The sequence below is a fragment of the Thermoanaerobacter uzonensis DSM 18761 genome (assembly GCF_900129115.1).
Lineage (GTDB): Bacteria > Bacillota > Thermoanaerobacteria > Thermoanaerobacterales > Thermoanaerobacteraceae > Thermoanaerobacter > Thermoanaerobacter uzonensis.
The window spans coordinates 151701-178155 of the sequence record NZ_FQUR01000008.1 but is presented as its reverse complement, the minus strand read 5'-3'; the positions used below and the strand labels follow the sequence as shown (position 1 = coordinate 178155).

Annotated in this window: 31 protein-coding genes; 29 read left to right on the top strand and 2 right to left on the bottom strand. The window is 33.2% G+C overall.

Annotated features, from left to right (window positions below; translation table 11 throughout):
* Position 1: 1 nt before the first annotated feature.
* From spoVAD to safA, 17 genes are all read left to right on the top strand, one after another.
* Positions 2-1015 carry a stage V sporulation protein AD gene (gene spoVAD / locus BUB32_RS04175; RefSeq protein WP_072967712.1) on the top strand — a complete coding sequence of 338 codons (1014 nt, stop codon included), beginning with the start codon at positions 2-4 and terminating at the stop codon, positions 1013-1015.
* A 10-nt stretch (positions 1016-1025) separates the two neighbouring features.
* Positions 1026-1382: a stage V sporulation protein AE gene (gene spoVAE / locus BUB32_RS04170; RefSeq protein ID WP_072967710.1), complete on the top strand. Its 357-nt coding sequence runs from the start codon at positions 1026-1028 to the stop codon at positions 1380-1382.
* A 98-nt stretch (positions 1383-1480) separates the two neighbouring features.
* The gene (locus BUB32_RS04165) at positions 1481-2647 is read left to right on the top strand and encodes a CCA tRNA nucleotidyltransferase (protein ID WP_072967708.1); all 1167 of its coding nucleotides are present in this window, start codon (positions 1481-1483) and stop codon (positions 2645-2647) included.
* 44 nt (positions 2648-2691) lie between these two features.
* Complete coding sequence (locus BUB32_RS04160; protein WP_072967879.1) at positions 2692-3249, top strand: site-2 protease family protein; 558 nt, start codon at positions 2692-2694, stop codon at positions 3247-3249.
* A gap of 2 nt (positions 3250-3251) precedes the next feature.
* Positions 3252-3983 carry a segregation and condensation protein A gene (locus BUB32_RS04155; protein WP_072967706.1) on the top strand — a complete coding sequence of 244 codons (732 nt, stop codon included), beginning with the start codon at positions 3252-3254 and terminating at the stop codon, positions 3981-3983.
* Complete coding sequence (gene scpB / locus BUB32_RS04150) at positions 3973-4479, top strand: SMC-Scp complex subunit ScpB (protein WP_072967705.1); 507 nt, start codon at positions 3973-3975, stop codon at positions 4477-4479. Before BUB32_RS04155 ends, scpB begins: the two co-directional genes overlap by 11 nt.
* Before the next feature lie 254 nt (positions 4480-4733).
* Complete coding sequence (locus BUB32_RS04145) at positions 4734-5342, top strand: DUF2953 domain-containing protein (protein WP_072967703.1); 609 nt, start codon at positions 4734-4736, stop codon at positions 5340-5342.
* Between the two features lie 6 nt (positions 5343-5348).
* Positions 5349-5795 carry a GerW family sporulation protein gene (gene ytfJ, locus BUB32_RS04140; RefSeq protein WP_042832995.1) on the top strand — a complete coding sequence of 149 codons (447 nt, stop codon included), beginning with the start codon at positions 5349-5351 and terminating at the stop codon, positions 5793-5795.
* Between the two features lie 43 nt (positions 5796-5838).
* A complete protein-coding gene (locus BUB32_RS04135) occupies positions 5839-6978 on the top strand; it encodes a D-alanyl-D-alanine carboxypeptidase family protein (RefSeq protein ID WP_072967701.1) in 1140 nt (379 codons plus the stop codon).
* A gap of 85 nt (positions 6979-7063) precedes the next feature.
* Complete coding sequence (locus BUB32_RS04130; RefSeq protein WP_072967699.1) at positions 7064-8035, top strand: sulfide/dihydroorotate dehydrogenase-like FAD/NAD-binding protein; 972 nt, start codon at positions 7064-7066, stop codon at positions 8033-8035.
* Positions 8028-9311 carry an FAD-dependent oxidoreductase gene (locus BUB32_RS04125; RefSeq protein WP_042832998.1) on the top strand — a complete coding sequence of 428 codons (1284 nt, stop codon included), beginning with the start codon at positions 8028-8030 and terminating at the stop codon, positions 9309-9311. Before BUB32_RS04130 ends, BUB32_RS04125 begins: the two co-directional genes overlap by 8 nt.
* A 21-nt stretch (positions 9312-9332) precedes the next feature.
* A complete protein-coding gene (locus tag BUB32_RS04120; RefSeq protein ID WP_072967697.1) occupies positions 9333-10043 on the top strand; it encodes a pseudouridine synthase in 711 nt (236 codons plus the stop codon).
* A gap of 3 nt (positions 10044-10046) precedes the next feature.
* Positions 10047-10424 carry a GNAT family N-acetyltransferase gene (locus tag BUB32_RS04115; RefSeq protein ID WP_072967695.1) on the top strand — a complete coding sequence of 126 codons (378 nt, stop codon included), beginning with the start codon at positions 10047-10049 and terminating at the stop codon, positions 10422-10424.
* 45 nt (positions 10425-10469) lie between these two features.
* Complete coding sequence (speE, locus tag BUB32_RS04110) at positions 10470-11303, top strand: polyamine aminopropyltransferase (protein ID WP_072967694.1); 834 nt, start codon at positions 10470-10472, stop codon at positions 11301-11303.
* A gap of 1 nt (position 11304) precedes the next feature.
* A complete protein-coding gene (speB, locus tag BUB32_RS04105; protein WP_072967692.1) occupies positions 11305-12171 on the top strand; it encodes an agmatinase in 867 nt (288 codons plus the stop codon).
* 78 nt (positions 12172-12249) lie between these two features.
* A complete protein-coding gene (locus BUB32_RS04100) occupies positions 12250-13647 on the top strand; it encodes an oxaloacetate decarboxylase subunit alpha (RefSeq protein ID WP_072967690.1) in 1398 nt (465 codons plus the stop codon).
* Between the two features lie 112 nt (positions 13648-13759).
* Positions 13760-14359 (top strand): SafA/ExsA family spore coat assembly protein, encoded by a 600-nt coding sequence (gene safA / locus BUB32_RS04095; protein ID WP_006570433.1) that lies wholly within the window; start codon positions 13760-13762, stop codon positions 14357-14359.
* A gap of 330 nt (positions 14360-14689) precedes the next feature.
* Here safA and BUB32_RS04085 read toward each other — a convergent pair whose 3' ends face one another.
* On the bottom strand, positions 14690-15328 hold the full coding sequence (locus BUB32_RS04085) for a hypothetical protein (protein WP_072967688.1): 639 nt from the start codon (positions 15326-15328) through the stop codon (positions 14690-14692).
* Between the two features lie 78 nt (positions 15329-15406).
* Between BUB32_RS04085 and surE the strand changes: the two genes are divergently transcribed.
* The 6 genes from surE to BUB32_RS04055 all read left to right on the top strand — a co-directional run bounded on the left by surE (position 15407) and on the right by BUB32_RS04055 (position 19850).
* Complete coding sequence (gene surE / locus BUB32_RS04080) at positions 15407-16165, top strand: 5'/3'-nucleotidase SurE (RefSeq protein WP_072967686.1); 759 nt, start codon at positions 15407-15409, stop codon at positions 16163-16165.
* 135 nt (positions 16166-16300) lie between these two features.
* Positions 16301-16498: a 4Fe-4S dicluster domain-containing protein gene (locus BUB32_RS04075; protein WP_072967878.1), complete on the top strand. Its 198-nt coding sequence runs from the start codon at positions 16301-16303 to the stop codon at positions 16496-16498.
* Positions 16495-17622: a 2-oxoacid:acceptor oxidoreductase subunit alpha gene (locus BUB32_RS04070; RefSeq protein WP_072967684.1), complete on the top strand. Its 1128-nt coding sequence runs from the start codon at positions 16495-16497 to the stop codon at positions 17620-17622. The genes BUB32_RS04075 and BUB32_RS04070 overlap by 4 nt, the downstream gene beginning before the upstream one ends.
* Position 17623: 1 nt before the next feature.
* Positions 17624-18448 (top strand): 2-oxoacid:ferredoxin oxidoreductase subunit beta, encoded by an 825-nt coding sequence (locus BUB32_RS04065; protein ID WP_042833271.1) that lies wholly within the window; start codon positions 17624-17626, stop codon positions 18446-18448.
* The gene (locus tag BUB32_RS04060; RefSeq protein ID WP_072967682.1) at positions 18445-19008 is read left to right on the top strand and encodes a 2-oxoacid:acceptor oxidoreductase family protein; all 564 of its coding nucleotides are present in this window, start codon (positions 18445-18447) and stop codon (positions 19006-19008) included. The genes BUB32_RS04065 and BUB32_RS04060 overlap by 4 nt, the downstream gene beginning before the upstream one ends.
* On the top strand, positions 18987-19850 hold the full coding sequence (locus BUB32_RS04055; RefSeq protein ID WP_042833012.1) for a MurR/RpiR family transcriptional regulator: 864 nt from the start codon (positions 18987-18989) through the stop codon (positions 19848-19850). The genes BUB32_RS04060 and BUB32_RS04055 overlap by 22 nt, the downstream gene beginning before the upstream one ends.
* A gap of 183 nt (positions 19851-20033) precedes the next feature.
* Here BUB32_RS04055 and BUB32_RS04050 read toward each other — a convergent pair whose 3' ends face one another.
* Positions 20034-21293, bottom strand: a complete 1260-nt coding sequence (locus BUB32_RS04050) for an IS110 family RNA-guided transposase (RefSeq protein WP_072967680.1) — start codon at positions 21291-21293, stop codon at positions 20034-20036.
* A gap of 314 nt (positions 21294-21607) precedes the next feature.
* On the opposite strand from BUB32_RS04050, the gene BUB32_RS04045 reads away from it, so the two are divergent.
* The 6 genes from BUB32_RS04045 to aroH all read left to right on the top strand — a co-directional run bounded on the left by BUB32_RS04045 (position 21608) and on the right by aroH (position 26451).
* The gene (locus BUB32_RS04045) at positions 21608-22858 is read left to right on the top strand and encodes a Glu/Leu/Phe/Val family dehydrogenase (RefSeq protein ID WP_072967678.1); all 1251 of its coding nucleotides are present in this window, start codon (positions 21608-21610) and stop codon (positions 22856-22858) included.
* A gap of 70 nt (positions 22859-22928) precedes the next feature.
* Positions 22929-23636 carry an arginase gene (locus BUB32_RS04040; RefSeq protein WP_072967676.1) on the top strand — a complete coding sequence of 236 codons (708 nt, stop codon included), beginning with the start codon at positions 22929-22931 and terminating at the stop codon, positions 23634-23636.
* Between the two features lie 18 nt (positions 23637-23654).
* Positions 23655-24284: a histidine phosphatase family protein gene (locus BUB32_RS04035; RefSeq protein WP_072967675.1), complete on the top strand. Its 630-nt coding sequence runs from the start codon at positions 23655-23657 to the stop codon at positions 24282-24284.
* Complete coding sequence (locus tag BUB32_RS04030) at positions 24281-25501, top strand: BaiN/RdsA family NAD(P)/FAD-dependent oxidoreductase (RefSeq protein WP_072967673.1); 1221 nt, start codon at positions 24281-24283, stop codon at positions 25499-25501. Before BUB32_RS04035 ends, BUB32_RS04030 begins: the two co-directional genes overlap by 4 nt.
* A gap of 70 nt (positions 25502-25571) precedes the next feature.
* Positions 25572-26033 (top strand): hypothetical protein, encoded by a 462-nt coding sequence (locus tag BUB32_RS04025; protein WP_072967671.1) that lies wholly within the window; start codon positions 25572-25574, stop codon positions 26031-26033.
* A gap of 70 nt (positions 26034-26103) precedes the next feature.
* Positions 26104-26451, top strand: coding sequence for a chorismate mutase (aroH, locus tag BUB32_RS04020; protein WP_072967669.1), 348 nt, complete (start codon positions 26104-26106; stop codon positions 26449-26451).
* The last annotated feature ends 4 nt before the right edge of the window (positions 26452-26455 follow it).

Below are 26455 nucleotides of genomic sequence, written 5' to 3'. Positions count from 1 at the left end.
TATGGCAGAAAAAAAATTAGGCGCACAAACAGTTAAATTTAAAAATCCTCCTTCTATAATAGCTGGAGGCACTATTGTAGGACCTAAAGAAGGAGAAGGACCTTTAAGAGATTATTTTGATATGATTTTAGTAGACGATACATATGGAGAAAAAAGTTGGGAAAAAGCAGAGTCAAAAATGTTTCAAGATGCTGTAAATTTAGCATTAAAAAAGGCCAATCTCAAGATTTCAGACATTGATTACCTATTAGGTGGTGATTTGCTAAATCAAATTATAAGTGCAAATTTTGCTGCGCGACAACTGAATGTGCCACATTTTGGATTGTATGGTGCTTGTTCTACTATGACAGAGGGATTGACTTTAGGGGCTATGCTTATTGATGGAGGCTACGCTGACTATATAATAGCGGCAACTTCCAGCCATTTTTCTACTGCCGAAAGACAGTTTAGATATCCTTTAGAACAAGGCATTCAAAGGCCTTTTACTTCACAGTGGACGGTGACAGGTGCAGGAGCTACAATTTTAGCCTCCACAGGAGAAGGCCCTTATATTACCCATGCTACTACTGGCAAAGTTGTAGATTTGGGGATGAAGGATGCCAATAACATGGGAGCGGCAATGGCACCTGCTGCAGCAGATACAATTATCACTCATTTTAAAGATACAGGTTTTACAATAGAAGACTATGACCTTATTATGACAGGAGACATGGGAAGAGTAGGAAAAGACATACTTTTAGAGTTATTATATAAAGAGGGCTATGATATAGAGAGTAAGTATAAAGATTGTGGAATAGAAATTTTTGATGAATCACAAGACGTTCACTCTGGTGGCAGCGGTGCGGCTTGTTCTGCAGTGGTTTTGAATGGATGGCTTTTATCTCAAATACAAAATGGAGTCTATAAAAAAGTTTTATTTATGGCGACGGGAGCTCTTTTATCTCCTACCAGCAGCCAGCAAGGGGAATCTATTCCTGGAATTGCCCATGCTATTACAATATCGACAACATTATAAGGAGGTCAATATGGATTATATAAAAGCGTTTTTAATGGGAGGTTTGATTTGTGCTATTGCACAAATTTTGATTGATAAGACTAAATTGACTCCTGCAAGAATATTAGTAACTTATGTGACATTAGGAGCAATACTTGGGGGTCTTGGAGTTTATAAAAAATTGATAGATATAGGTGGTGCAGGAGCTACAATACCTCTTTTAGGCTTTGGAAATTCTCTTGCCCAAGGTGTAATAAAAGCTGTTGAGAAAGATGGATTAATTGGAATTTTTACAGGAGGATTGACAGCTACTGCTGGAGGAATTTCTGCAGCAATATTTTTTGGATACATTTTTTCTTTAATCTTTAATCCAAGGACTAAGAAATAAGTATAGGTTAATGAACTTTAACCTATACTTATTTTTTTATATTATCCTATGGTATAATATAAAGCAAGGAATTATTTTGTTGGTAAAAGGGTGATTTTTTGCGTATAGAGGTTAATGGAATAGATTTAATTAAACTGCTGAAAGAAATTTCTTTAAAAACAAAAGTTAAATCTTATATTGTAGGTGGAGTTGTAAGAGACTTTTTATTAGGAGTTAAAAACCTTGATATCGATGTAGTAGTGGAAGGAGACGGTATTAAGTTTGCCTACACATTGCTTTCTTATTTAAAAGGTGATATTGTAGTGTATGAAGCTTTTAAGACTGCTACCTTAAGCTATGACGGTATTTTTATTGATGTTATATCTGCTCGGAAAGAGTATTATGAACGTCCTGCTGCACTGCCAACAATCGAATTTTCAAATATATACGATGATATGGCAAGAAGAGATTTTACTATTAACACTTTGGCTTATGATGTAATAGAAGGTAAGATTTTGGATTATTTTAATGGATTAGAGGACTTAAAAAAGGGTTTAATTAGAGTTCTTCATCCCAAAAGTTTTATTGATGACCCTACGCGAATATTTAGAGCCATCAGGTATTCTGTCAGATATTCTTTTGAGATTGAAGAAAAGACACACAATTTGATGAAGGAATCAATAGAAAATATTAGACTTTTGTCTGCTGATAGAATAAGAAATGAGATCTTTTTAATTTTGAAAGAAAGTAAAGTCAAAGAAATGATTGAAAAACTTATTTCTTACGGTATTGATAAAGTTATTTTTGATGGAATTACACTTAATACTCAAAATCTCGATACAGTAGATGTAAATTTAGAAATTGAATTATACAAATTTTTAGTGCTTTTTTACTACTTAAAAGAAAAAGATATTAATGAAATTGAAAAGCGGTTGCGAATAAATAAAATTTATCTTAAGGCTTTAAAAGACTTGGTTTTTTTGAGAGAGCAACTCAATTGTCAAAATAAAAATATCAGAAAGACAAGAGAAACTATAGAAGAAACAAAAGAAGAAGTTTTAAAAGCTATTGAAGTAATGGAAGGAGAAAAAGCCGAAAAAATTATAAAGGGAAAATTGACTGTAACAGGAAAAGACATAGAAAATTTAGGACTTCCTCCAAGTCCTTTATATGGAGAATTAATGGACAAAGTGTTTGAAGCAAAAATGAATGGAATTATTGCTACAAAAGATGAAGAAATTGCATTTTTAAAAAAACTGATAAAAAAATTACAGAAAGGAGAATAAATTTGATAGATTTTTTGTATAGAATACCTGCGCTTCTTATTGCGATGAGTTTCCACGAATTTAGTCATGGTTATGTGGCAGATAAGTTGGGGGACCCTACTCCAAGGCAAAGTGGTAGGCTTACATTAAATCCATTGGCTCATATTGACCCCCTTGGTCTTTTAATGCTTTGGCTTTTAAGGTTTGGGTGGGCGAAACCTGTTCCTATTAATCCTTTATATTTTAGAGATAGGAAAAAAGGTGTATTGCTTGTATCCTTAGCAGGCCCTCTTTCCAACGTCTTGTTGGCTATCGTTTCTCGAATATTGATGGTAGTATTTAAAGATGTTCCTATACTGTATCCAATTTTATATCTATTGTACATTTACAATCTAGTTTTTGCTGTTTTCAATATAATACCAGTACCGCCTTTGGATGGATCAAAAGTACTGTGGAGTTTGTTACCCACAAGAGAAGCTTATATAATTTCCCAATATGAAATGTATGGACAGGTTATTTTGATCATTCTTGTTTTCACTGGGGTTATAGGACAAATCATGTGGCCTATTATGAATGCTTTAGACTCTTTTATAACTCTTATTTTAAAGCCTTTTGGGGTGTGAAGATGTACAACGTAAAATTAGAAGTGTTTGAAGGACCTTTTGATTTGCTTTTTCACCTTATAGAAAAAAATGAAATTGATTTGATGGATATCCCGATTTCAGTTATTTTAGATCAATATATGGAATATATTAAAACTTTGCAAGAAATGGATTTAGATGTAGCATCAGAATTTATTGTAATGGCAGCTACTTTATTAGAAATTAAATCTAAAATGTTACTTCCCAAACAGCAGTTTGATGGGCAACAATTGGAAATAGAAGAAGTAGACCCAAGAGAAGAATTGGTAACTAAATTGATTGAGTACAAAAAATATAAAATTATTGCCCAGACTTTTAGAGAAATGTGCAAAATTGGTTCTCGTTTTTTTAGAGAAGAGCCTGAAATAAAATATATAGATAAAAAAATTGCTTTAAACTACTCTAGTGAAGATATATATAAAGCATATCTTAAAGTTATTTCAAAAAATAACGCCAGAGAAAATGAAATAGAAATAAAAAAAGATGAATATACTGTAGAGATTAAGATTAAAGAGTTATTAGTGAAATTAGTAAAAAAACCTTTCCTTTGGTTTAGTGAATTTATTAAGAAAAGTCGAGCAAAAGGAGAAATTATTATTTCTTTTATCGCTGTTTTAGAGTTAGTGAGATTAAATAAAATTATAGCAGAACAAAAGACTACTTATGGGGATATACTTATTAAATCCTTTAGGAGAGGAGAAAAAAATGAGTTATGAAGGAAAAATAGAAGCTATATTGTTTGCATCAGGGGGACCAGTAAAATTAAAAACCTTATCCGAAGTAGTAGGACTTTCTCAAGAGGAAATAGTAGATGTTGTAAACAAATTAAAAGAATATTACAACATGGAAAATCGTGGTTTAGATATTATATTTTTTGAAGATAAAGTTCAAATGTGTACAAATGATAATTATGGAGAAATAGTTAGACAAGCTTTGGGATTAGAAATAAAACAAGGACTTTCTCAAGCAGCATTAGAGGTTTTGGCTATAATAGCTTATAATCAACCTATCACAAGGGCAGAAATTGAAAGAATAAGGGGTGTAAAAAGCGATAAAGCTATGAATACTTTACTGGAGTATAATTTGATCAAAGAAAGCGGAAGAGCTTTATCTGCTGGTAGGCCAATACTGTACACTACTACAGAAGACTTTTTAAAGTATTTTGGAATTAAATCTTTAAAAGAATTACCGCAAATCGAAAGTACACCCTAAAAGAGGCAAAAAAGCAGGTGCTCTTTTATAAAGAGTTAACCTGCTATGATTTTACATAGAAGTTTTCTACAATTGTACTTGCTATTTTTTCAAAAAGAGGTTATCATATATCAAGATACTATATTTCCTTTATATGGATAAAAATACAATATAGGCAGTTTTTAATAAGTATCAATCTTTTTACCAAAACTATAATAAAAACCTAAATCTTTACTAAAAAGGTTTATAAACAGCGTAATATGAGGTGTGAAAGGATGAAATATTTGTCTGTTTTTTTTATAACCATTATTTTTTTGATTTTACTGTATTTTTTGCCTCTTAAAATTAAAATAAAAGCGAATAAAGAGGAGAAAAATATTTCCCTGGAAATAGCAACTAATATATTTATTGTAAATTTTTTAACCTTTAAATTACAGAAAGAGCCTGAAAAAGAGGAATTGTATTTTAAAATTTTTGGCATTCAGATACTTAAAAGTACAGGAACAAAAAAATTAGAGAGAACTAAAAAAGAGAAAAAATTTTCGACTTTAGATGTAGGATATAAAGATTTTTTTAGGATTATAGAATTTTTAAAAGATGTGTTAAAAGATACTATTGTTTATAAATTTTATTTAAATTTAAAAATTGGCTTAGGAGATGCAGCTTGGACTGCTATCTTGAACGGCTCTTTATGGGGAATAATATATACAGCTCTTATGCCGATATATAATAATGCTACTTTTACTAATGCACCGGAGGTTTATATCACACCTTACTATGGTCAGAATAAGTTAGAAGGAAATTTAATTTGCATATTTAAAATAACCTGTGGTAATATTATTATTAATGGAATAAAGTTTTTGGGTAATTTAAAGGGGAGGTGAAAATAAATGAGTGATCACCCAATCGATGCATTGATGAAAACGACCATGGAAAGCTTAAAAGACATGATAGATGTTAATACAATAGTAGGAGATGCTGTAGAAACTCCTGATGGAACTATAATAATCCCTATCTCTCGTGTGACATTTGGCTTTGCTGCTGGAGGCGGTGAAATTAACTTGCCCAAAAATGACAAAAAAGGTACAGAACAAGATTCATCTCAAAGTATGCCCTTTGCAGGTGGCAGTGGTGCAGGGGTTTCTGTACAACCTGTTGCCTTTATGGTAGTTGGACAAGGGCAAATCAGACTCTTGCCAGTTACTCAAAGTGCTATGCTAGAGAGAATAATAGACTTGACGCCTAAATTGATAGAAGAAATACAAAACTTGTTCAATAAAGGTAAGTCGACAAAGAAGGTACAAAATCCAACAATGAATAACAATGCTGATATTTAAAAAGTGGGGAATCCCACTTTTTTGTATATAAAGGAGGCATAGTGTGAAAAAATTTGTGCTTTATATATTTATTCTGTTGTATTTTATGTCTTCTGTAAAAGTGTATGCTGAAAGCTATCCTTCTATCTCTGCTAAAGCAGCAATTGTAATGGACCAAGAGACAGGGAGAGTGTTATATGAAAAAAATTCTCATGAAAAGCTGCCAATGGCAAGCACTACAAAAATAATGACTTTATTGGTGGCATTAGAAAAAGGTAATTTAAATGATATTGTAACTGTCAGTAGAAGGGCTGCAAGTGTTGGGGGTTCGTCTATTTGGCTTTCGCCAGGAGAAAAAATTGATATGGAAAGCTTGCTTTATGGACTCATGCTAAACTCAGGGAACGATGCTGCCACAGCTATTGCGGAACATATAGCTGGTAGTGTAGAAAGTTTTGTCGAAATTATGAACCAAAAAGCAAAAGAAATAGGAGCATATAACACCCATTTTGTAACACCTTCTGGTTTAGACATTGGTATTGATGACCATTATACTACTGCTTATGATTTAGCTTTAATAACAAGATATGCTTTTAGATATCCTAAATTTGCAGAGATTGTATCAACAAAAGAAAAGACAATTCCTTGGGAAGGGAAAAAATGGGATAGATATTTGAGGAATAAAAATAAGCTCTTATGGATATACGAAGGAGCTGATGGGGTAAAAACTGGATTTACTAATAAAGCAGGTAGGTGTCTTGTATCTTCTGCTACAAGAGATGGAAGGAGATTTATTGCAGTTGTTTTAAATAGTCCTCCTATGTGGGAAGATTCCATGAAAATATTAGACTATGCTTTTTCAAACTACAAACCCTATAAAGTTTTAGAAAAAGGGAAGTTAATTAAGAAGGTAAAAGTAGAAGGTGGGAAAGAGAATACTGTATCAGTTGTAAGTGAGAAAGAATGTGTTATTCCAGCATTAGAAGAGGAGAAGCAGAATGTGAATTTAGAATTTCATTTCCCCGAAAGTGTCAAAGCTCCTGTTGAAAAGGGTGAAAAAATAGGCTATGTGACAGTAAAAATAGGAGAAGAAAAAGTTTGTGATGTAAATTGTGTAGCCTTAAAGAAGATAGAACAAGAAGATTTTGGTTACAATTTTCAAAAGATAATAAAAAATTGGTTAAAGGTACTAAATCCCTCTTGAATATGACTCAAGAGGGTTATTTGTTTTGTAATAGTTTTTAAGTTTGAAGAATATTTTATTAGTGTGAAATTGGAGGTGAGATAAATTGGCAAATAGATTAGAATGCATTGACGCTGGTACTGATTATTGTCCTTGCTATTTGGCTGAATTAAATGAGTGCATAGTATGTTCACAACTTCAGGGGAAAAATTTTTGCGATTGTAATTGGCGAGGAGTTTGTATCTTTCAGGAATTTGTTTGGGCAGGATACAAGGCTAAAGCTACCCGCAGCACGATTTTTTCTAAAGTGTTAAAAAGGGAAGAAATTAATGAAGAAATTATAATTTTGACTCTTAAAGTACCAAATAAGATGGCACGAGACTTGAATGAACCAGGTTCTTTTGTTTTTTTAAGAGGAATTTCAAGTCCACCTTTTTTTGATACTCCAATGTCAGTAATGTATGCAGATGAGCTTGAGGGAATAATCAAGATAGCTATACAAGTAAGCGGTCCAAAGACAAAATTAATTCAAAAAGCCGAGGAAGGAGAAGAGGTCTATTTAAGAGGGCCTTATTGGAATGGACTTTTAGGCCATAGGTATATTAAAGGAACTCACAATTCTAAAGCTTTAGTTGTTTTGAGAGGAATTGCACAAGCTCCAGGGGTAATTGTTATTTCAAAACTACTAAACAACAAAAACAAAGTTATAACTATTGTAGACAAGGGGAAAGTAGGAGTGAATTTTATAAATGACTATTTGAAAGAGTTTAATATAACGACAATTGAAACAGACCTTTTAAGTGAGGAAGGACAAAGAATTTTAAAAGAGTTAATTAAAGACAAAGAAATAACGGTTGTTTACAGTGGAGGTTCTGATGAACAGCATGTGAATATTTTAAATTATTTGGACTTATATAATCAAGAAGCTTATTTAGCAGTTTCGAACAATAATACCATATGCTGTGGTGAAGGAATTTGCGGTAGTTGTGAAGTTCAGATAGGAGACCAAAAAATAAGAACCTGTAAGGTTCAAGTGGATATTAGAAAAGCTTTAGAAAGGAAGATGTTACATGGTTAAGGTTGTTGTAATAGGTGGAGGTTGGGCTGGTTGTGCAGCTGCTTTAACGGCTCGAAAAGCAGGAGCAGAAGTAGTGCTTTTAGAAAAGACTGATATGCTTTTGGGATGCGGACTTGTAGGAGGTATAATGAGAAATAACGGCAGATATACTGCTGCAGAAGAACTTATATATTTAGGAGGAAATGAACTTATTGAAATAACAGACACGGCAGCAAGACATGTAAATGTAAACTTCCCTGGTCATGCTCATGCAAATCTGTATGATGTGACAATGGTAGAACCAATGATTAGAGAGATGTTACTTGAAAAAGGTGTTACTATTAAATTGATGGCGAGGGCTACAGATGTGGTAATGGAAAACAGCAAAAGAATAAAAGGAATAGTTTTAGCAGATGATACTATAGAGTATGGAGATGTTTTTATAGAGACTACTGGTTCAACGGGACCAATGGGTAACTGCCTAAGATATGGAAACGGATGTGCTATGTGTATTTTAAGGTGCCCTTCTTTTGGTCCTCGAATTAGCATAAGTTATAGAGCAGGTGTAGAAGACCTTTTAGGAATGAGGGCAGATGAAGTTTATGGTGCCTTTAGTGGTTCATGTAAATTAAATAAAGAATCTTTAAGCAAAGAGATAAGAGAAAAGTTGGAAAGAGATGGAGTAGTAGTATTGCCTGTGCCTAAAGAAGATATTAACATGGAAAAATTGAATTTGAAGGTGTGTCAACAATATGCATTGCCAGAATACGCAGAAAATGTTATACTATTAGATACTGGTTATGTAAAACTCATGACTCCTTTTTATCCATTAGAAAAACTTAGAAAAATTCCTGGCCTAGAAAGAGCACGTTATGATGACCCCTATTCTGGAGGAAAAGCTAATTCTGTAAGATATTTGTCAATGGCACCGCGAGATAATACAATGAAAGTTATAGGTTTAGAGAATTTATTATGTGCAGGGGAGAAGTCTGGCTTGTTTACTGGGCATACTGAGGCAATGGTGACAGGATGTCTTGCTGGACATAACAGCGTAAGATTAGCTCTTGGCATGCCTCTTTTGGAGTTACCAAGGAATTTAGCTTCTGGTGATTTGATAGCATATGCAAATGAAAGCATAAAGACGAAAGAAGGTTTGAAAAAGAGGTATACTTTTGCAGGGGCAGAATATTTTGAAAGGATGAAACAATTAGGTCTTTATATTACTGATACCAACTTGATAAAAGAAAGGGTCATGAGAAATAATTTATTAAAAATTTATGACGAAAAACTTGTATAAACAAAAAATGGGTGAACACAAATGGAAAGGTTGCAAAAATACTTAGCAGAATGTGGAATAGCCTCACGAAGAAAGTGCGAAGAGTATATTTTACAAGGCCGTGTAAAAGTAAATGGAAAAGTAGTAAAAGAGTTGGGAGTAAAAATTAATCCTGATGTTGACATAATTGAATTTGATGATAAAATTGTGAGAAGAGAAGAGAAAAAAGTTTATATTATGTTAAATAAGCCAACAGGATATATTACTTCTGTAAAAGACCAGTTTGGCAGGCCTACAGTGATGGACTTAGTTAAAGTTAAGGAGAGAATATATCCTGTTGGCCGCTTAGATTATGATACATCAGGGCTTTTATTACTCACAAATGATGGGGAGATAGCCAATATCTTAATGCATCCTCGACATGAAATTATGAAGACGTATATTGCAAAAATCAAAGGGATTCCAACACAAGAAGAGTTGGAAAGGTTTAGAAATGGACTTTTGATAGGAGATTATTTGACTTCCAAAGCAGAAATAGAGATTTTAGCAGTTAAAAATAGGACAAGTGTTGTAGAAATAAAAATTCATGAAGGGAAAAATAGACAAGTTAGAAGAATGTGTGAGGCTATTGGACATCCTGTTATTTCTCTTACAAGATCTAAAATTGGTGAGTTATCTTTAGAAGGGTTAAAACCAGGAGAGTGGAGGTATCTGATACAAAAAGAAATAGATTATTTAAAAAGTTTGAGGTGAAGTATGTTTTCAGTTAAGTTTGCCAAAGCGGAGGATTTTGAAACTATCAAAAAAATTGCTAATAAGTGTAATTTAAATAAAACTTTAGATTTTTTAGAAGAAATTTTCATGATTGCAAGAGAAGACAGACCTTTTGGTTTTATTTCTATGAAAGTAGAAAATAATAATGCCACAATAACTAATCTGGCAATTTTGCCTTCCCACAGGGATAAAGGGTTTGAAAATTTAATGGTAAGAGTAGTACTTAATCATGCACTAGATATGGGGTTAGAAAATGCTTGTGTCAATATACCTTTTTATAGAGATTTTTTTTGTAAATTAGGTTTTAAAGAAAAAGGCGATTTTCAGATAGTTAAATTAAAAGAGTTTTTTAGAGAGTGAGATATTTTTTTTAATATATTATTAAAAATCTTGGAGGTGTTTTCAATGGAATTATGGTTTACAGAAAATCAAGATGAAAATTTGAGATTTTCTTTGAAAGTTAAGGAAACATTGGTGGTAGAAAAAACTCCTTATCAGCACTTAGCAATACTCGATACATATCAATTTGGAAAAGTATTAGCTTTAGATGGCATACTTCAAACCACTGAAAAAGATGAATTTATATATCATGAGATGATAGTACATGTACCTCTTTTTACTCATAAAAATCCAAAAAGCGTATTAGTTGTTGGAGGGGGAGATGGAGGCTCAGTAAGAGAGGTTTTAAAGCACCCTTCTGTAGAAAGAGTAGTTTTGGCAGAAATTGACGAGGCAGTAGTGAGAAATTCTAAAAAATATCTTCCTACAATAAGTCAGGCATTAGATGACCCAAGAGTAGAAATAATGATTGGAGATGGAATTAAATATGTTAATGAACACAAAAATGAATTTGATGTGGTAATAGTGGATTCTACTGACCCACTTGGGCCAGCTGTAGGGCTTTTTACTTCTGATTTTTATAAAGCCGTATATGAATGCTTGAAAGAAGACGGTATTATTGTGGCTCAGACAGAATCACCTTTTATTTATGGAAAATTGATAAACAAACTCAGCAAAATGTTCAAAGAAATATATCCTATTACAAAAGCATATATAGCAACAATACCGACTTATCCAGGAAGTTTGTGGACTTTTACCATGGGTTCAAAAAAATATGACCCTGAAGAAGTGGACATAAATTCTATTCCAAGAATAGATACTAAATACTATACACCTGAAATTCACAAAGCGGCCTTTGTATTGCCCAAATTTGTGAAGGATATTTTTGATGAGGTGTAATATGATAGAAGGAAAATACTTTGTTGATCCGGGAAAGTTTTTAGGGGCTACTGAAGATTATGAAAAGGCAAAGGTAGTTATAGTAGGTTTGCCTATGGATTACACAGTGAGTTTCAAAGCAGGAAGCCGCTTTGGACCTGCTGCCATAAGGCAAGCCTCTTACGGTTTAGAATGTTATAGTGTGTATTTAGATAGGAGGCTGGAAGATAAGAAATTTTATGATTTAGGAGATTTAGTACTTCCTTATGGGAATGTGGAAAAGAGTTTAGATTTAATCTCAAAAGCTACAGAAGACATTTTGAAAAGTAGAAAAAAAGGATTGTTCTTGGGTGGAGAACATTTAGTGACTTATGGAATTTTAAAAGAGTACTTAAAAAAATATGGGGATAACCTTGTAATCCTTCATTTTGATGCCCATACTGATTTAAGAGAAGAATTTTTTGGTGAGGCATATTCTCACGCTACAGTGATGAGAAAAGTATGGGATATTGCTAAGGGTATTAAAATGTATAATTTTGGGATAAGGTCAGGTGAAAAAGAAGAATTTGAGTTTGCAGAAAAAAATACCCATATGTTTTTGTACGAAGTAGTTGAGCCTTTGAAAGGTGTAATTGATGATATAAAAGATTATCCAATTTATATTAGCTGGGATATAGATGTTGTAGACCCTGCTTTTGCACCAGGCACTGGTACACCAGAACCAGGGGGAATAACTACAAAAGAGGCATTAGAGGCTATTCATATTTTAAAAGATTTAAATGTAGTTGGGATGGATTTGGTGGAAGTCTCGCCTTCTCACGATATAGCTGGTATAACCTCTATTTTAGCAGCTAAACTTATAAGGGAATCTATCCTTTCCTTCTTCTAAAATTTTGAGCCTTTTGGCTCTTTTTTTATTTTGTTTCTTTTGAAAAAATAGTATAATATATTATGAGGAGGTATTAATATGAGCAATAAAATTAAAATTACAGAAACTGTATTAAGAGATGCCCATCAGTCACTCTTGGCTACTCGAATGTCGACGGAAGAAATGCTCCCAATTGCAGAAAAATTGGATGCAGTAGGATATTATTCTATTGAAGCGTGGGGAGGAGCTACCTTTGATGCTTGTATGAGATTTCTTGACGAAGACCCTTGGGAAAGATTAAGAAGATTAAAGAAAAGGATAAAAAATACGCCTCTTCAAATGCTTTTGAGAGGACAAAATCTATTAGGATATAGGCATTATCCTGATGATATAGTAGAAAGATTTATTGAGAAGGCTGTTTACAATGGAATAGATATAATAAGAATTTTTGATGCTTTAAATGATGTACGAAATCTTGAAGTTGCTATAAAAACTACTAAAAAAGCAGGAGCTCACGCTCAAGGTACCCTTGTTTATACTATAAGTCCTGTTCACAACATTGACCATTATATTAAAGTAGCAAAAGAGCTGACAGAATTAGGAGTAGATTCCATATGCATAAAAGATATGTCAGGAATATTAACTCCTTATATTGCTTATGAGTTAGTAAAAAGCCTTAAAGATACAGTAAATGTTCCTATACAGTTGCACAGCCATTATACGAGTGGAATGGCTTCTATGACCTATTTAAAAGCAATAGAAGCAGGAGTAGATATAATAGACACTGCTATTTCACCTTTGGCATTAGGAACTTCTCAACCTGCTACGGAAACAATGGTGGCAGCTTTAAAAGGCACTCAATACGATACTGGTTTGGATATGGAGTTATTATCAGAGATTGCTTCATACTTTAAAGAAGTAAAGCAAAATCACAATAAAGAAATAGATTTATCTATGGTTATGGGTGTAGATACAGATGTATTAATTTATCAAGTTCCAGGAGGAATGCTATCAAATTTGATTTCCCAATTGAAACAACAAAATGCTTTAGATAAGTACCCGGAGGTTTTAAAAGAAATTCCTAAAGTCAGAGAAGAATTAGGATACCCACCTCTTGTTACTCCTATGAGTCAGATGGTAGGGACTCAAGCCGTCTTGAATGTAATAACTGGAGAAAGGTATAAAATGGTACCAAAAGAAGTAAAAGATTATGTGAAAGGACTGTATGGTAGACCACCAGCGCCAATTTCAGAAGAAATAAAGAAGAAAATAATAGGAGATGAAGAGGTAATAGATGTTAGACCAGCAGATCTTTTAAAACCGCAATTTGAAGCGATTAAAGAAGAGATTAAAGAGTATTATGAACAAGAAGAAGATGTTTTATCTTATGCTCTTTTCCCACAAGTAGCAAAGAAATTTTTTGAATACAGAAGGGCCAAAAAATATCAAATAGATGCAACTCTTCTTAATATGGAATATATGACATATCCAGTCTGACAGGGAAATAATCTTCCCTGTTTTTTTATATTTAAAAATCCCTCCTGTAACATATATTTTTATCCTTCATAACATGTAGTAGAAAGTTTAAGTTTAAAAGGAGGGAAATAAGATGACAATAGATGGATCCTATTACAATCCCAACTATCCTAAGTATCCTTACCATCATCCCTATTATCCACATCATCCTCATCCGGGACATTGTAAGACTTTTTATACAGTGCAGCCAGGAGATACTATGTGGTCTATAGCGAACATGTTTGGAATAAGTCTTGACTGCTTAATAAGAGCTAATCCTCAGATATCGGATCCTAATTTGATATATCCAGGACAACAAATTTGCATACCTTTCTATTGTCCACCAGTATCTCCGGAGACCTGCAAAACAATATACACAGTAAAACCGGGAGATAGCATGTGGTCTATAGCGAATATGTTTGGAATAAGTCTTGACTGCTTAATAAGAGCTAATCCTCAGATATCGGATCCTAATTTGATATATCCAGGACAACAAATTTGCATACCTTTCTATTGTCCACCAGTATCTCCAGAGACCTGTAAAACAATATACACAGTAAAACCGGGAGACAGTATGTGGTCAATAGCTAATATGTTTGGCGTAAGTCTTGATGCATTAATAAGAGCAAATCCACAAATACCAGATCCTAATTTGATATATCCAGGGCAACAAATATGTATACCTTCTGCCTAAATATTTAATTGTTAAGGCACCTTTTAAGGTGCCTTAACAATTACAGTTTGTTGACAAAGTAAAAAAATATTCAAAAGGAGATATTTTGTATCGTCGCTCCGATGTTCCAAAGCGACAAAACTAAAACTCGACCTTCAGGTTCCGGCAGAGTACCGGGCACAATCGGCATCCATGCCTTAAGGTGCCCGCCTCCGCCATTCTTGGCTTCGGCCCTGCCTCCACCCTCGGTCTTGCTAAGTTTTGTTAACTCTTTGTAACAAGTCGCTCCTTATACAAAATATCCCCTTTACGAAAGTTTGTCTACAGTCTGAAGGCACCTTTTAAGGTGCCTTAACAATTAATGTGAAGATATATAGTATTAGGATAATTGCTTGTATATTTTATAACTTTTGCAGTCCCTGGTTGAATATTTTTCCCACATTTTAAGCATAGGTAATTTTTGTTTTCTTGTAAATAAGTGTAGCTTATTTCCACCTCTAATTTTCCGTATTTTTTCCAGCTATTCCACCCAGTTTTGCATAATTTGACTCTGTTTTCATAATCAGCATATACCCATCTTAGTAATCGGTGAAAATGAAAAGGATATTTTGTGTACCTCAAAAACTTTTCTGGCAATCCTAAGGATAAAGCGTAATTTTCAAAAGAATTTTCTATTATATCCTGAAGAGGATTTAATATTTGGGTACTTTCCCAATTATATTCTTCTTGTTCTAACCACTTTCTCAATGAATCAAACATGTAACCTCTACAAATTTGTATTTTTTCAGTTTTGCTTACTTTAAGATTTTCTAAAAGTTTTTTCCCGATTTCACAGGCTTTTTGTAAATACAATTTATTTTTAAAGTTTTCTTCGTTATAATATTCTATGGGAATTACATCACAGAAAAATTCTCCGGTTTCTACTCTCATAGCCCCAATACACGTTCCACCTACTAAACTTCCACTTCCCGCGTCGTCTATTTGTATCACTGTATCACTCCTTGCCTATATATAAATTTTGTAATAAAATCAAAGTAATTATACGTTATTAATTAGAGGAGGTAGAAAATGGAAATACTTCTTACTAATGACGATGGAGTACAAGGATTAGGGATGCTAAAATTAGCAGAATATCTCAAAGATAAGTATAAGGTGACGGTAGTAGCTCCTGAAAAAGAAAGAAGTGCTATAAGCCATGCTATAACTTTACATAAACCTTTAAGGCTTAAAAAAGTGAAGGAAGAGGATAGTTTGAAAATATATGCGGTAAATGGTACGCCCTCCGATTGTGTCAAATTAGGAATTGAAGTGGTGCTGGAAGAAAAACCCGATATTATAATTTCTGGGATTAATGAAGGTTTAAATTTAGGGACAGATATACTTTATTCTGGTACTGTTTCTGCGGCTATAGAAGCTGCAATTTACGGCATTCCTGCTATTGCAGTTTCTCTTGCAGAAACCGCTGATATTGAAGATAGGCGTATATATAAATTTTTGGAGAATTTAATAGAAAAAGTTTTAGAAAAAGGATTACCTAAAAACACATTATTGAATGTAAATATACCCGATTTTAAGAAGGGAATAAAGGGCGTAAAAGCTACAATACTCGGCAAGAGAATCTATATTGAGACTTTTCAAAAAAATTATGACCCAAGAGGGAAAGAGTACTATTGGATGGCAGGTAAAATTTCGGAAATAGAAAAGGATGAAAGGACAGACATTGTTTCTGTGAAAGAAGGTTATATTTCTATTACTCCAATTCATTTTGATTTAACAGAGTACAACATGATAAATATTTTAAACTCCTGGGATATAAAAATAGAATAAATATTTGTAATATTCTATATGATACAAGAATTGTATCAAAAATATTCATGAAATTTATTATTCATTTTATGGAGGATTTTTTATTTTTGTATAGAATATTATATATTGCAAACAAAATTTAATGAGGGTGATAAATTGGTAAAAAATAAAGAGCTCGTAATAATAGAAGAATGGTGCAAAGGCTGCGGCATTTGTGTAGAATTTTGTCCTGTTAAAATATTAGAACTAAAAAATGGTAGAGTTAGACTAACAGATGCGGATAAATGCACTAAATGCGGCCTTTGCGAGCTACGGTGTCCTGATTTTGCCATATATTTAGAGGTGAAAGAATGATGCCTATGGTATTGATGCAAGGAAATGAAGCGGTAGTGGCAGGAGCTATAGATGCTGGACTAAAATTTTATGCAGGATATCCAATAACTCCCTCTACTGAGATTGCTGAACTTTGTGCCGAAAAACTTCCTTTTGTAGGTGGGAAATTTATTCAAATGGAAGATGAAATCGCCAGCATTGCAGCAGTTATAGGAGCTTCCCTTACTGGATTAAAAGCAATGACTGCTACATCGGGTCCTGGGTTTTCTTTAAAACAAGAAAACATAGGCTTCGCTGCTATGGCAGAAATTCCATGTGTTATCGTAGATGTTCAACGAATGGGTCCGAGCACAGGAATGCCTACTTCCCCTGCACAAGGAGATGTAATGCAATCCAGATGGGGAACTCATGGAGACCATCCTATAATCGTTTTATCACCATCTTCTGTAAAGGAAGTTTACTATATTACTATTCAAGCTTTTAATCTTTCTGAAAAATACAGGACACCTGTAATTTTACTTATGGATGAAGTTATAGGTCATCTAAGAGAAGCAGTTAATTTGGATGAATATAAAGATGTAGAAATTTTTGAACGACCCATGCCCCAAGACAAAGAGAATTACTTACCTTACCAGTATATAGAAAATGGAGTTGCACCTTTAGCACCCTTTGGTAAAGGTTTTAGATTTCATGTAACAGGACTTGCCCACAATGAAAAAGGATTACCTACAAATGACCCTAAAGTAACAGAAAAATTGATAAAAAGATTGATGGGAAAAATTGAAAACAATAAAAAAGACATACTGATGTTTGAAGAAAAAGATACTGAAGGTGGAGATATACTTCTTATCTCCTTTGGTTCTTCTGCTAGAGCTTGTGAATCGGCAATGGAAGAACTTAAAAAAGAAGGAATAAAAGTTGGACTTTTTAGACCTATAACCATATGGCCTTTCCCTGATGAAAAATTGAGGGAAATATATCCTAGATTTAAGAAAGTGTTTGTAGTTGAAATGAATACAGGGCAACTTTACTATGAAGTAGATAGAATTATCAAAGGGAATACCTATGTAGGGAAAATTAACAAATATAATGGAGAGTTTTTTACTCCTTTTGATATTGTAGAGAAGATAAAGGAGAGTTTTTAAAATGGCTTCTGAGTTAGTAGAAAGGTATTTTAGGAAGGAAACATTACCAAATATTTGGTGTCCAGGTTGTAGCAATGGAACAGTAACGTCAGCTATTGTAAGAGCAATTGACAACTTAGGACTTGACCAAGATAAGGTATGTATTGTATCTGGAATTGGTTGTTCTTCAAGGGCATCAGGATATTTAGATTTTAATACTTTGCACACTACCCATGGGAGAGCTATTGCTTTTGCAACAGGTATTAAATTTGCTAATCCTGAGCTTACAGTAATAGTTATTACTGGAGATGGAGATAATGCGGCTATTGGAGGTAATCACTTTATTCATGCTTGCAGAAGAAATATAGACTTAACTGTAGTGATGTACAACAACCATATTTATGGAATGACAGGAGGACAATATTCTCCAACGACTCCGCGGTTTGACAGAGCTACTACTGCACCTTACGGAAATATTGATAGGTATTTTGATATTTGTAAATTGGCTATTGGAGCAGGTGCGACTTACGTAGCTAGGGGTACTGCTTACCATGTTCAGCAATTGACAAAACTAATTGAAAGAGGAATTTCCCATAAGGGTTTTTCCTTCATTGAAGCTTTGAGCATATGTCCTACTTACTATGGAAGAAAAAATAAAAAAGGAACACCTGCAGATATGCTAAAGTGGTTAAAAGACCATGCGGTAGATATAAAACAAGCTAGTAAAATAGACCCTGAAGAACTTCATAACAAATTTATTATTGGGGAGCTTTTAAATATTGATGAGCCTGAATTTGCAGAAGAATATCAAAAAATGTTAAATAATTTGAAGGTGAATTACAAATGAGTTCAATAGAGATAAGATTAAGTGGTTCAGGTGGGCAAGGTTTAATACTTGCGGGAATAATTTTAGCGGAAGCTGCAATATTGGATGGTAAAAATAGTGTTCAAAGTCAATCCTATGGTCCTGAGGCAAGAGGAGGGTCCAGCAAAGCAGAAGTAATAATAAGTAATGAATATATAACGTATCCTAAGGTGTTAAAGCCAGACATATTACTTACTCTTGCCCCTTCTGCCTATTTATGCTATAAAAATGACATGAAAGAAAATGGAATAATTATAATAGACGAATCAATAATTCCTAATAATGAAGATACACAAAAAGTTGTCCGACTTCCTATAATAAAAACTGCGCAAGAGGTAATTGGAAGAGCTTTTGTAGCGAATATAATATCTTTAGGTGTAATAGCAGAGTTAACTAATGTGGTAACAAAGGAATCTTTAGAAAGAGCTGTTTTAAATAGAGTACCTCCAGCCACAGAAGAGATTAACAAAAGAGCATTAAAAGAAGGCTATAATCTTGTAAAAATGAGGGGTAGTGAAATATGGCAAAAACAGATGATTTGATAAAAAGGATACAAGATAATTATACAAAATTAAGCAAAAGCCAAAAGATAATAGCAGAGTACATTATAAATCATTATGATAAGGCAGCTTTTATGACAGCTGCAAAATTGGGAGCCAGCATAAATATAAGTGAATCAACTGTTGTAAGATTTGCTAATACTTTAGGCTATAATGGATATCCAGAACTTCAAAATGCACTGCAAGAGCTTATAAAAAATAAACTTACAACAGTCCAAAGGTTAGAAATGACAGAAGAGACAGATGAAATTGCTATATTGAATAATGTACTAAAAGCCGACATAGAAAACATAAAAGAGACCATAAATGAAATAAATAAGGATGACTTTAAAAGAGTCGTTTCAGATATCATCAATGCTACAAAAATTTATATAATAGGTTCCAGAAGTTCTATTGTCATTGCAGAATATTTGGGATTTTATTTAAATTTAATACGGGAAAATGTATCAGTCGTTAAAGCCGGCGTATCAGATGTTTTCGAGCAAATTCTCAGAGTTAGTGAAAATGATTTAGTGATAGGAATTGGTTTTCCGAGATATTCAAAAAGAACATTAGATGTGCTGAAATATGCAAAATCTCAGAATGCAAAAATCGTTACAATAACAGATAGTTTGATTTCTCCCCTTACCTCTGTTGCTGATGAGATATTAATTGCGAAAAGCAACATGGCTTCTTTTGTGGATTCATTAGTGGCACCTTTAAGTCTTGTCAATGCTCTTGTTGTAGCTGTGGGCCTTAAAGAAAAGGAAAAGATAGCCGATACATTCGAAAAATTGGAAAGTATTTGGGATGAATATGGAGTATATTTCTCAAAGCCAAATTAATAATAAAATTTTTGAAGGATTATTAAAAAATTTGTAGAATATATAATTTAGAAATCGATTTATTTGCTTCAAAATTTTAAAATTAGGAGGATAATAGTGTGAAAGAAAAATAGTTAAATTTGGGCATGCCAAAAAGGGCACCAAATAAAGCTGCCCAAAGCCAAATAATGGTAATATATAATGTTAAGTAATTTTTGGAGGGATAATAGTACAGCCTTCTTTTTCTAAAAGTTTAATAGCTTTCTTAATATATTGTTGCTTATGCTTTTGATAAAGTTTTTCTGGCATATTAGTATAATCGGCGTCAGAAGGATTAAAAGGTTCCCTTTTCAAAAGCATATGATAGAGACAAGTGAGGATCATACGAGCAATAGCAACAATTGCCCGTTTATGACCGCGGCGCTTTTTAATACGTTCATATTTAAGCCTAAAATAAGGATTCTTTTTATCCCTAATTGCTGCATTGGCACACTGTATTAAGAGAGGTTTTAAATAAACACCTGCTCTTGAGACATGGACAGATTTTTTCTTACCTGCACTTTCATTGTTTTGGGGAGCAAGACCAGCCCAAGAGCAAAGGTGCTTGTCAGATTTAAAAACTGACATATCCGTGCCGATTTCAGCGATGATATAAGTTGCCGATTTTTCGGTTATGCCAGGGAGAGTAACAGCGATATCAATCAAGTCATGATAAGGTTTGGCTAATTGAGAGATAGCTTTATCCAACTCAGAAACACAAAGATTGATAAAATCATAGTGTTTTCTACAAACCTTCATCTTGACTGATTGATCAACCCTCAATTCGTATCCAATAATCGACTGAATGACTTCGTCAGCCTTTTTATAAAGCCTTTTGTGTAGAAGAGACTTGCAGTATTCAGGGTCAAAAGTATCGCAAGTTAAAATATATTCAATGATAGAAGAAGCAGATTTACCGAAAGAATCACTCACGACGGAGGCTAAAGCGATGTTGGATACGGTGAGGGCATTTTGAAGCCTGTTTTTTTCACTGGAACGATGTCCAATAAGTTTAAAACGATAGCGAACAAGTTCACGTAACATGCGGATATCTTCAGGGGGAATAAAACTAGAAGGGACGATATCGAATTTAAACAAATCGGCAATCCAAGTAGCATCCTTATCATCGGTTTTTTGACCTTTAATGGCACGGAGATACTTAGGATTAGCAATAACAACATGACAGGATTTTTCAAGGACATTAAAGATTGGAATCCAATACTTACCAGTGGATTCCATGCAGACTTCGAAACAATTGTAACTAAGAAGCCAATCCCTTAACTTAATAAGGTCAGAGTTAAAGGTAGAAAAGCGTCTCTTAACGTAAGTAGTAACATTATTAGAATCAGTAATAGCAATAGCAGCAACTAGGAATTTTTTGTGGACATCTATGCCGCAGCAGATAGGGTGAACAATTTTTAACATAAACAACCCTCCAAAAGAGATAAAAATTAAAATATATAGACATTGACTGAATATCCAGCACAAAAACACTAAGGAATTGCTTATACAATGATTAGTGTACGTGATCAAAGTCACACTTATTTGTGCTTGAGAGGATATTCTACACATGTTAAAATGCGGACTTGAGTCCAATGAGTGGTAAAAATAATTCCACTCCCTCCTCCGTGCTTTGTAGTATATCTATATATTTTAAAGAAATTATATCAAAAATATCGCTCAATAACACACTTTCATTACAATTTGTGCTTGAGCAAAGCGAAAGGATGTGGGTTAAAATGTCAAAAGAGTCATTAAATCCTTTGATTATTGCGCAAAAACAGATTAAAAATGCTTGTGATTTGCTGGGGTTAGAAGAATCTGTTTACGAACTTTTAAAGGAACCTATGCGAGTATTAGAAGTTTCCATTCCTGTGCAGATGGATGATGGTACAGTAAAAGTCTTTAAAGGTTATAGGTCCCAACACAATGACGTATTAGGACCCACAAAAGGTGGAATAAGATTTCATCCTGACGTTACATTAGATGAAGTAAAAGCCTTATCCATGTGGATGACATTTAAATGTGGGGTAGTAGGACTTCCTTACGGGGGAGCAAAAGGCGGAGTAGTGGTAAATCCAAAAGAATTATCTAACGATGAGCTACAGAGGTTAAGCAGGGGCTATATAAGAGCAATAACCAGTATAATAGGTCCTAATAAAGATATACCTGCACCAGATGTAAATACAAATAGTCAAATTATGGCTTGGATGGTAGATGAGTACAACAAAATTATAGGTTACAATAGTCCTGCTGTCATTACAGGAAAACCTTTGATATATGGTGGATCCAAAGGAAGAACTGCTGCAACTGGATATGGAGTTGCATTAATGGCTCGAGAAGCTGTAAAACGTTTACAGATGGATTTCAAAAATTGTACAGCGGCTGTACAAGGCTTTGGAAATGTTGGAAGTTACACCGCTTTAAACCTTCAAAGATTAGGCGCTAAAATTATAGCAATAAGTGATGTGTATGGAGGTATATACAATAAAGATGGAATTGATGTCGAAAAATTAGTAGAGCATGTAAATAAGACGGGAACAGTGTGCAATTTTGAAGGAACAATCAGTATAACAAATGAAGAGCTTTTAACAATGGATGTAGATATTTTAGCTTTAGCAGCTTTAGAAAATCAGATAACTTCTGCAAATGCGCCAGATGTAAAGGCAAAAATAATTTGCGAAGGAGCAAATGGTCCTACAACTCCAGAAGCAGATAAAATTTTAGCAGAAAAAGGCGTGTTTGTAGTTCCAGATATTTTAGCTAATTCAGGAGGAGTAATAGTCTCATATTTTGAATGGGTACAAAATCTCATGAATTATTATTGGACAGAAAAAGAAGTAGAAGAAAGACAAGAACTTATGATGGTAAATGCTTTTAACGCTATATATGAATTAGTGCAGCAGTACAAAGTTGATATGAGGACAGCAGCTTACATGATATCGATTAAACGAGTCTATGAAGCTATGAAAATTAGAGGTTGGTTTTAAAGGCCTTCAATTGAAGGTCTTTTTTTTATATGGTAAAATATTATAAAAAGTTGAGAGAGGAGGCTTCTTTATGGTAAGGAGTCTTCTAACTGTAGATTGGGATTATTTTATACCTTCTAAAAAAGAGTGGTTTTTCTCTTATATAGAAAATGATAAAAATTTGACTCAACTGTGGTATAAAAGATATATAAAAGGGAAATTAGAGGGAGAAGATTTAGAAAATACTATAAAAGTAGGTAAAGTCATAAAAGGCTTTTGGGATAAAATAAAGACACAGTTTGAGTTTAATAAAAACATTAAAGTTTTTGTTTCCGAATCCCATAAAGTTGCTTATTATTTAGCAAAAAATTTTGAATGTTCTGAAGTAATTTCTTTTGATGCCCATTCTGATTTAGGATATGGTGGACTACCTTCACTGGATTTTGAATTAAATTGTGCTAATTGGCTAGGTAAACTTTTAAAAGAAGGTATAGTAAAAAGAGCCAACATTGTATATAGCCCTTACACCTTTGAAAAGCCTTCAGATTTTGAGGACTTTAACAATCTTTACAATATACAGTATTATAAATCTGTAAAAGAATTACCAAAAGAGAATTTGATAGGGGTTATACATATTTGTAGGTCGGGTATTTGGACACCTCCTTGGCTGGATGAGCGATTTGAAAAATTTATAAATGAGTTAGGCTTGCTTTTTAAGAAAATTGCAATAAAAGAGAGAAAGTGGGAGGTGTCAAAGCTTTCTTACGCAGATCAAATCTTTTACCTTAATTTCGCATAAAATTTAAGGAGGAATTGTATGACTACACGACTATATATAGCACGTCACGGGCAATCAGAGTGGAATTTACACAATAAAATGCAAGGTGTGCAGGATATTGATTTGACACCTACAGGTTTAAAACAGGCTGAACTATTGGCGAGTCGATTAAAAAATGAGAAAATAGATTGTATATATTCAAGCGATTTAAAAAGAGCGTATATAACTGCACAAATAATTGCAAAAGAATTTGGATTAGAAGTTCAAAAAATTCCTGAGTTTAGAGAAATGTCTTTTGGTATATGGGAAGGGCTTACATCGGAAGAAATCAATGAATTGTATAAAGAAATATATACACTATGGAAAATAAATCCTGTTAAAGCTAATATAGAAAAAGGAGAAACTTTAGAAGAAGTTCAAAAGAGAGTGTTAAAAAAGACATTGGAAATAGTTGGAGAAAATAATGGTAAAAATATATTGATTGTTTCTCATGGGACTTCTATAAAAGCACTGATTTTAGGGCTTTTAGGAATTGACTTAAGTTTTTATCCTAGATTTAGACTTGATAATACTTCTCTTAATATAGTAGATATTAAAGAAGATGGGAAAACTGTTCTGGTGCTATTTAACGATACTTGTCATTTGAGGAGAGATGAAAAAATAATATGAAAAAAATATTTGTAGTAGGCGGCGGCCCAGCAGGAATGATGGCAGCTTTATCAGCAGCTATGATGGGAAAAGAAGTAAGTATATTTGAGAGGAATAACATTTTAGGTAAAAAATTATTAGTTACAGGTAATGGAAGGTGTAATATTACTAATTTTGCTGACAAAGAAGAATTTTTCGAGAATATTCCAGGGAATAGTAAATTTTTATATAGCGCTTTTAGCAAGTTTTCTAATAAGGATTTAATAGAGTTTTTAAATAAAAATGGGCTTAAAACTAAAGTAGAAAGAGGCTTAAGGGTTTTTCCGGTTTCAGATAAATCAATAGAAGTGAGAGATTTTTTTGTGAAGATGCTTAAAAAATATGGAGTAAAGATAAATTATAACTGCAGAGTAAGTGATGTGATAGTGGAAAATAAACACGTAAAGGGCATAAGTGTTGATGATAGTGTTTTAAACTGCGATAGTGTAATATTAGCATCAGGAGGAATGTCATATCCTACGACTGGCTCTACTGGTGATGGGTATGAAATTGCTAAGAAATTGGGACACACAATTATAGAGCCATTTCCTTCCTTAGTGCCGATTGTTACATATGAAAATGTAAGAGAATTGATGGGACTTACTCTTAAAAATGTCAAAGTTTCTGCTTTTTTTGAAGAGAAATTAATAAGAGAAGAGTTTGGAGAAATGCTTTTTACCCATTTTGGGTTGTCAGGCCCTGTAATACTCACCTTAAGCAGGTTTTTACATGATTACTTAGGTAAGGGAAAAGTAGTAATAAAAATTGACTTAAAGCCGGGACTTAATATTGAAAGGCTGGAGGAAAGAGTATTAAGAGATTTTAATAAGTATCAAAATAAAAATCTGAAAAATGCCTTGGAAGATTTATTGCCTCATTCATTAATCCTATATGTTATAAAAAGAGCAAATATAGATCCTGATAAAAAAGTCAGGGAAATAACCAAAAATGAAAGAAAAAAATTGGTCAATAGCTTAAAAAATCTTACTTTCAAGGTAAAAGACCTAAGACCTATAAGAGAAGCTATTGTTACAGGTGGTGGAGTAAGTATAAAAGAAATAAATCCCTCTACAATGGAGTCTAAAATAATAAAAGGCTTATTTTTTGCAGGTGAAATTATAGATGTGGATGGATTTACTGGTGGATTCAACTTGCAAATCGCCTTTTCTACGGGATATCTGGCAGGAATCAATGCGTGAATGTGAAATGCGGGAAACCGCATTTTTTTATTTATTTTGCATAAGATATAATAAGAAAAGGAGGATAAATATGGGAAAAAGAGTCAAAAGGAAAAAATACAGATATATTGACAGTGAAAGTATTCTTGTAATATTGATAATGTTAGGGCTTTTAAGTATAGCTATAACTCAACTTTTGATGACAAATGACAATATGAAAGTTTTTTTAAGTTCTACACAAAGATTAGAAGGAATTAATTTAAATTCTAATCTTTCGCAAGAAGGTAAAGTGACAATTGAGGTTGTAGAAAAGGATAAAACATTAAATTCCTTTGTATTGCTAGACGGAGAACCAGTTACAAATTTTCCTACTAAGTCTATTACTATTACAGTAAGGCCCAATCAAATTTTAGAAATAGATGGCACAAGAGAAAAGGAATCTCTTCATTTTAAGGTGGTAGCAGTTAGTGAGAATGTAATTGAACCGCAAAATACCACTGTAGTTAAAGTAGATAAGAATATACAAAAAATATGTATGATTAGGCTGAAATGATTTATTTGTAAAGGGTAATTATGCTATAATATAAAAAAAGACAAAAGATGATAGGAGAGGAGAATGCTCTATAAAAGTCATAAGAGGTGCTATAACTTCAAAAAATACAAAAGAAGATATTTTAAAGGATACTACTATTCTCATTGAAGAAATTATTAAAGCAAATGAATTAGAAGAGGAAAACATAATTTCTATTTTTTTTAGTGCAACTTGTGATTTAGATGCGGTTTACCCTGCCGAAGCAGTTAGGAATATGGGTATGACCTCAATACCTATGATGTGTCTACAAGAAATGGAGGTAAAAGGCAGTCTCAGCCATTGCATAAGAGTTGCGGTTTTTACAAATTTAAGTGAAGATAAAGAAGTTAGACACGTTTATTTGAAAGAAGCAAAAAAACTGCGTCCAGACTTAGTTTGAGGTG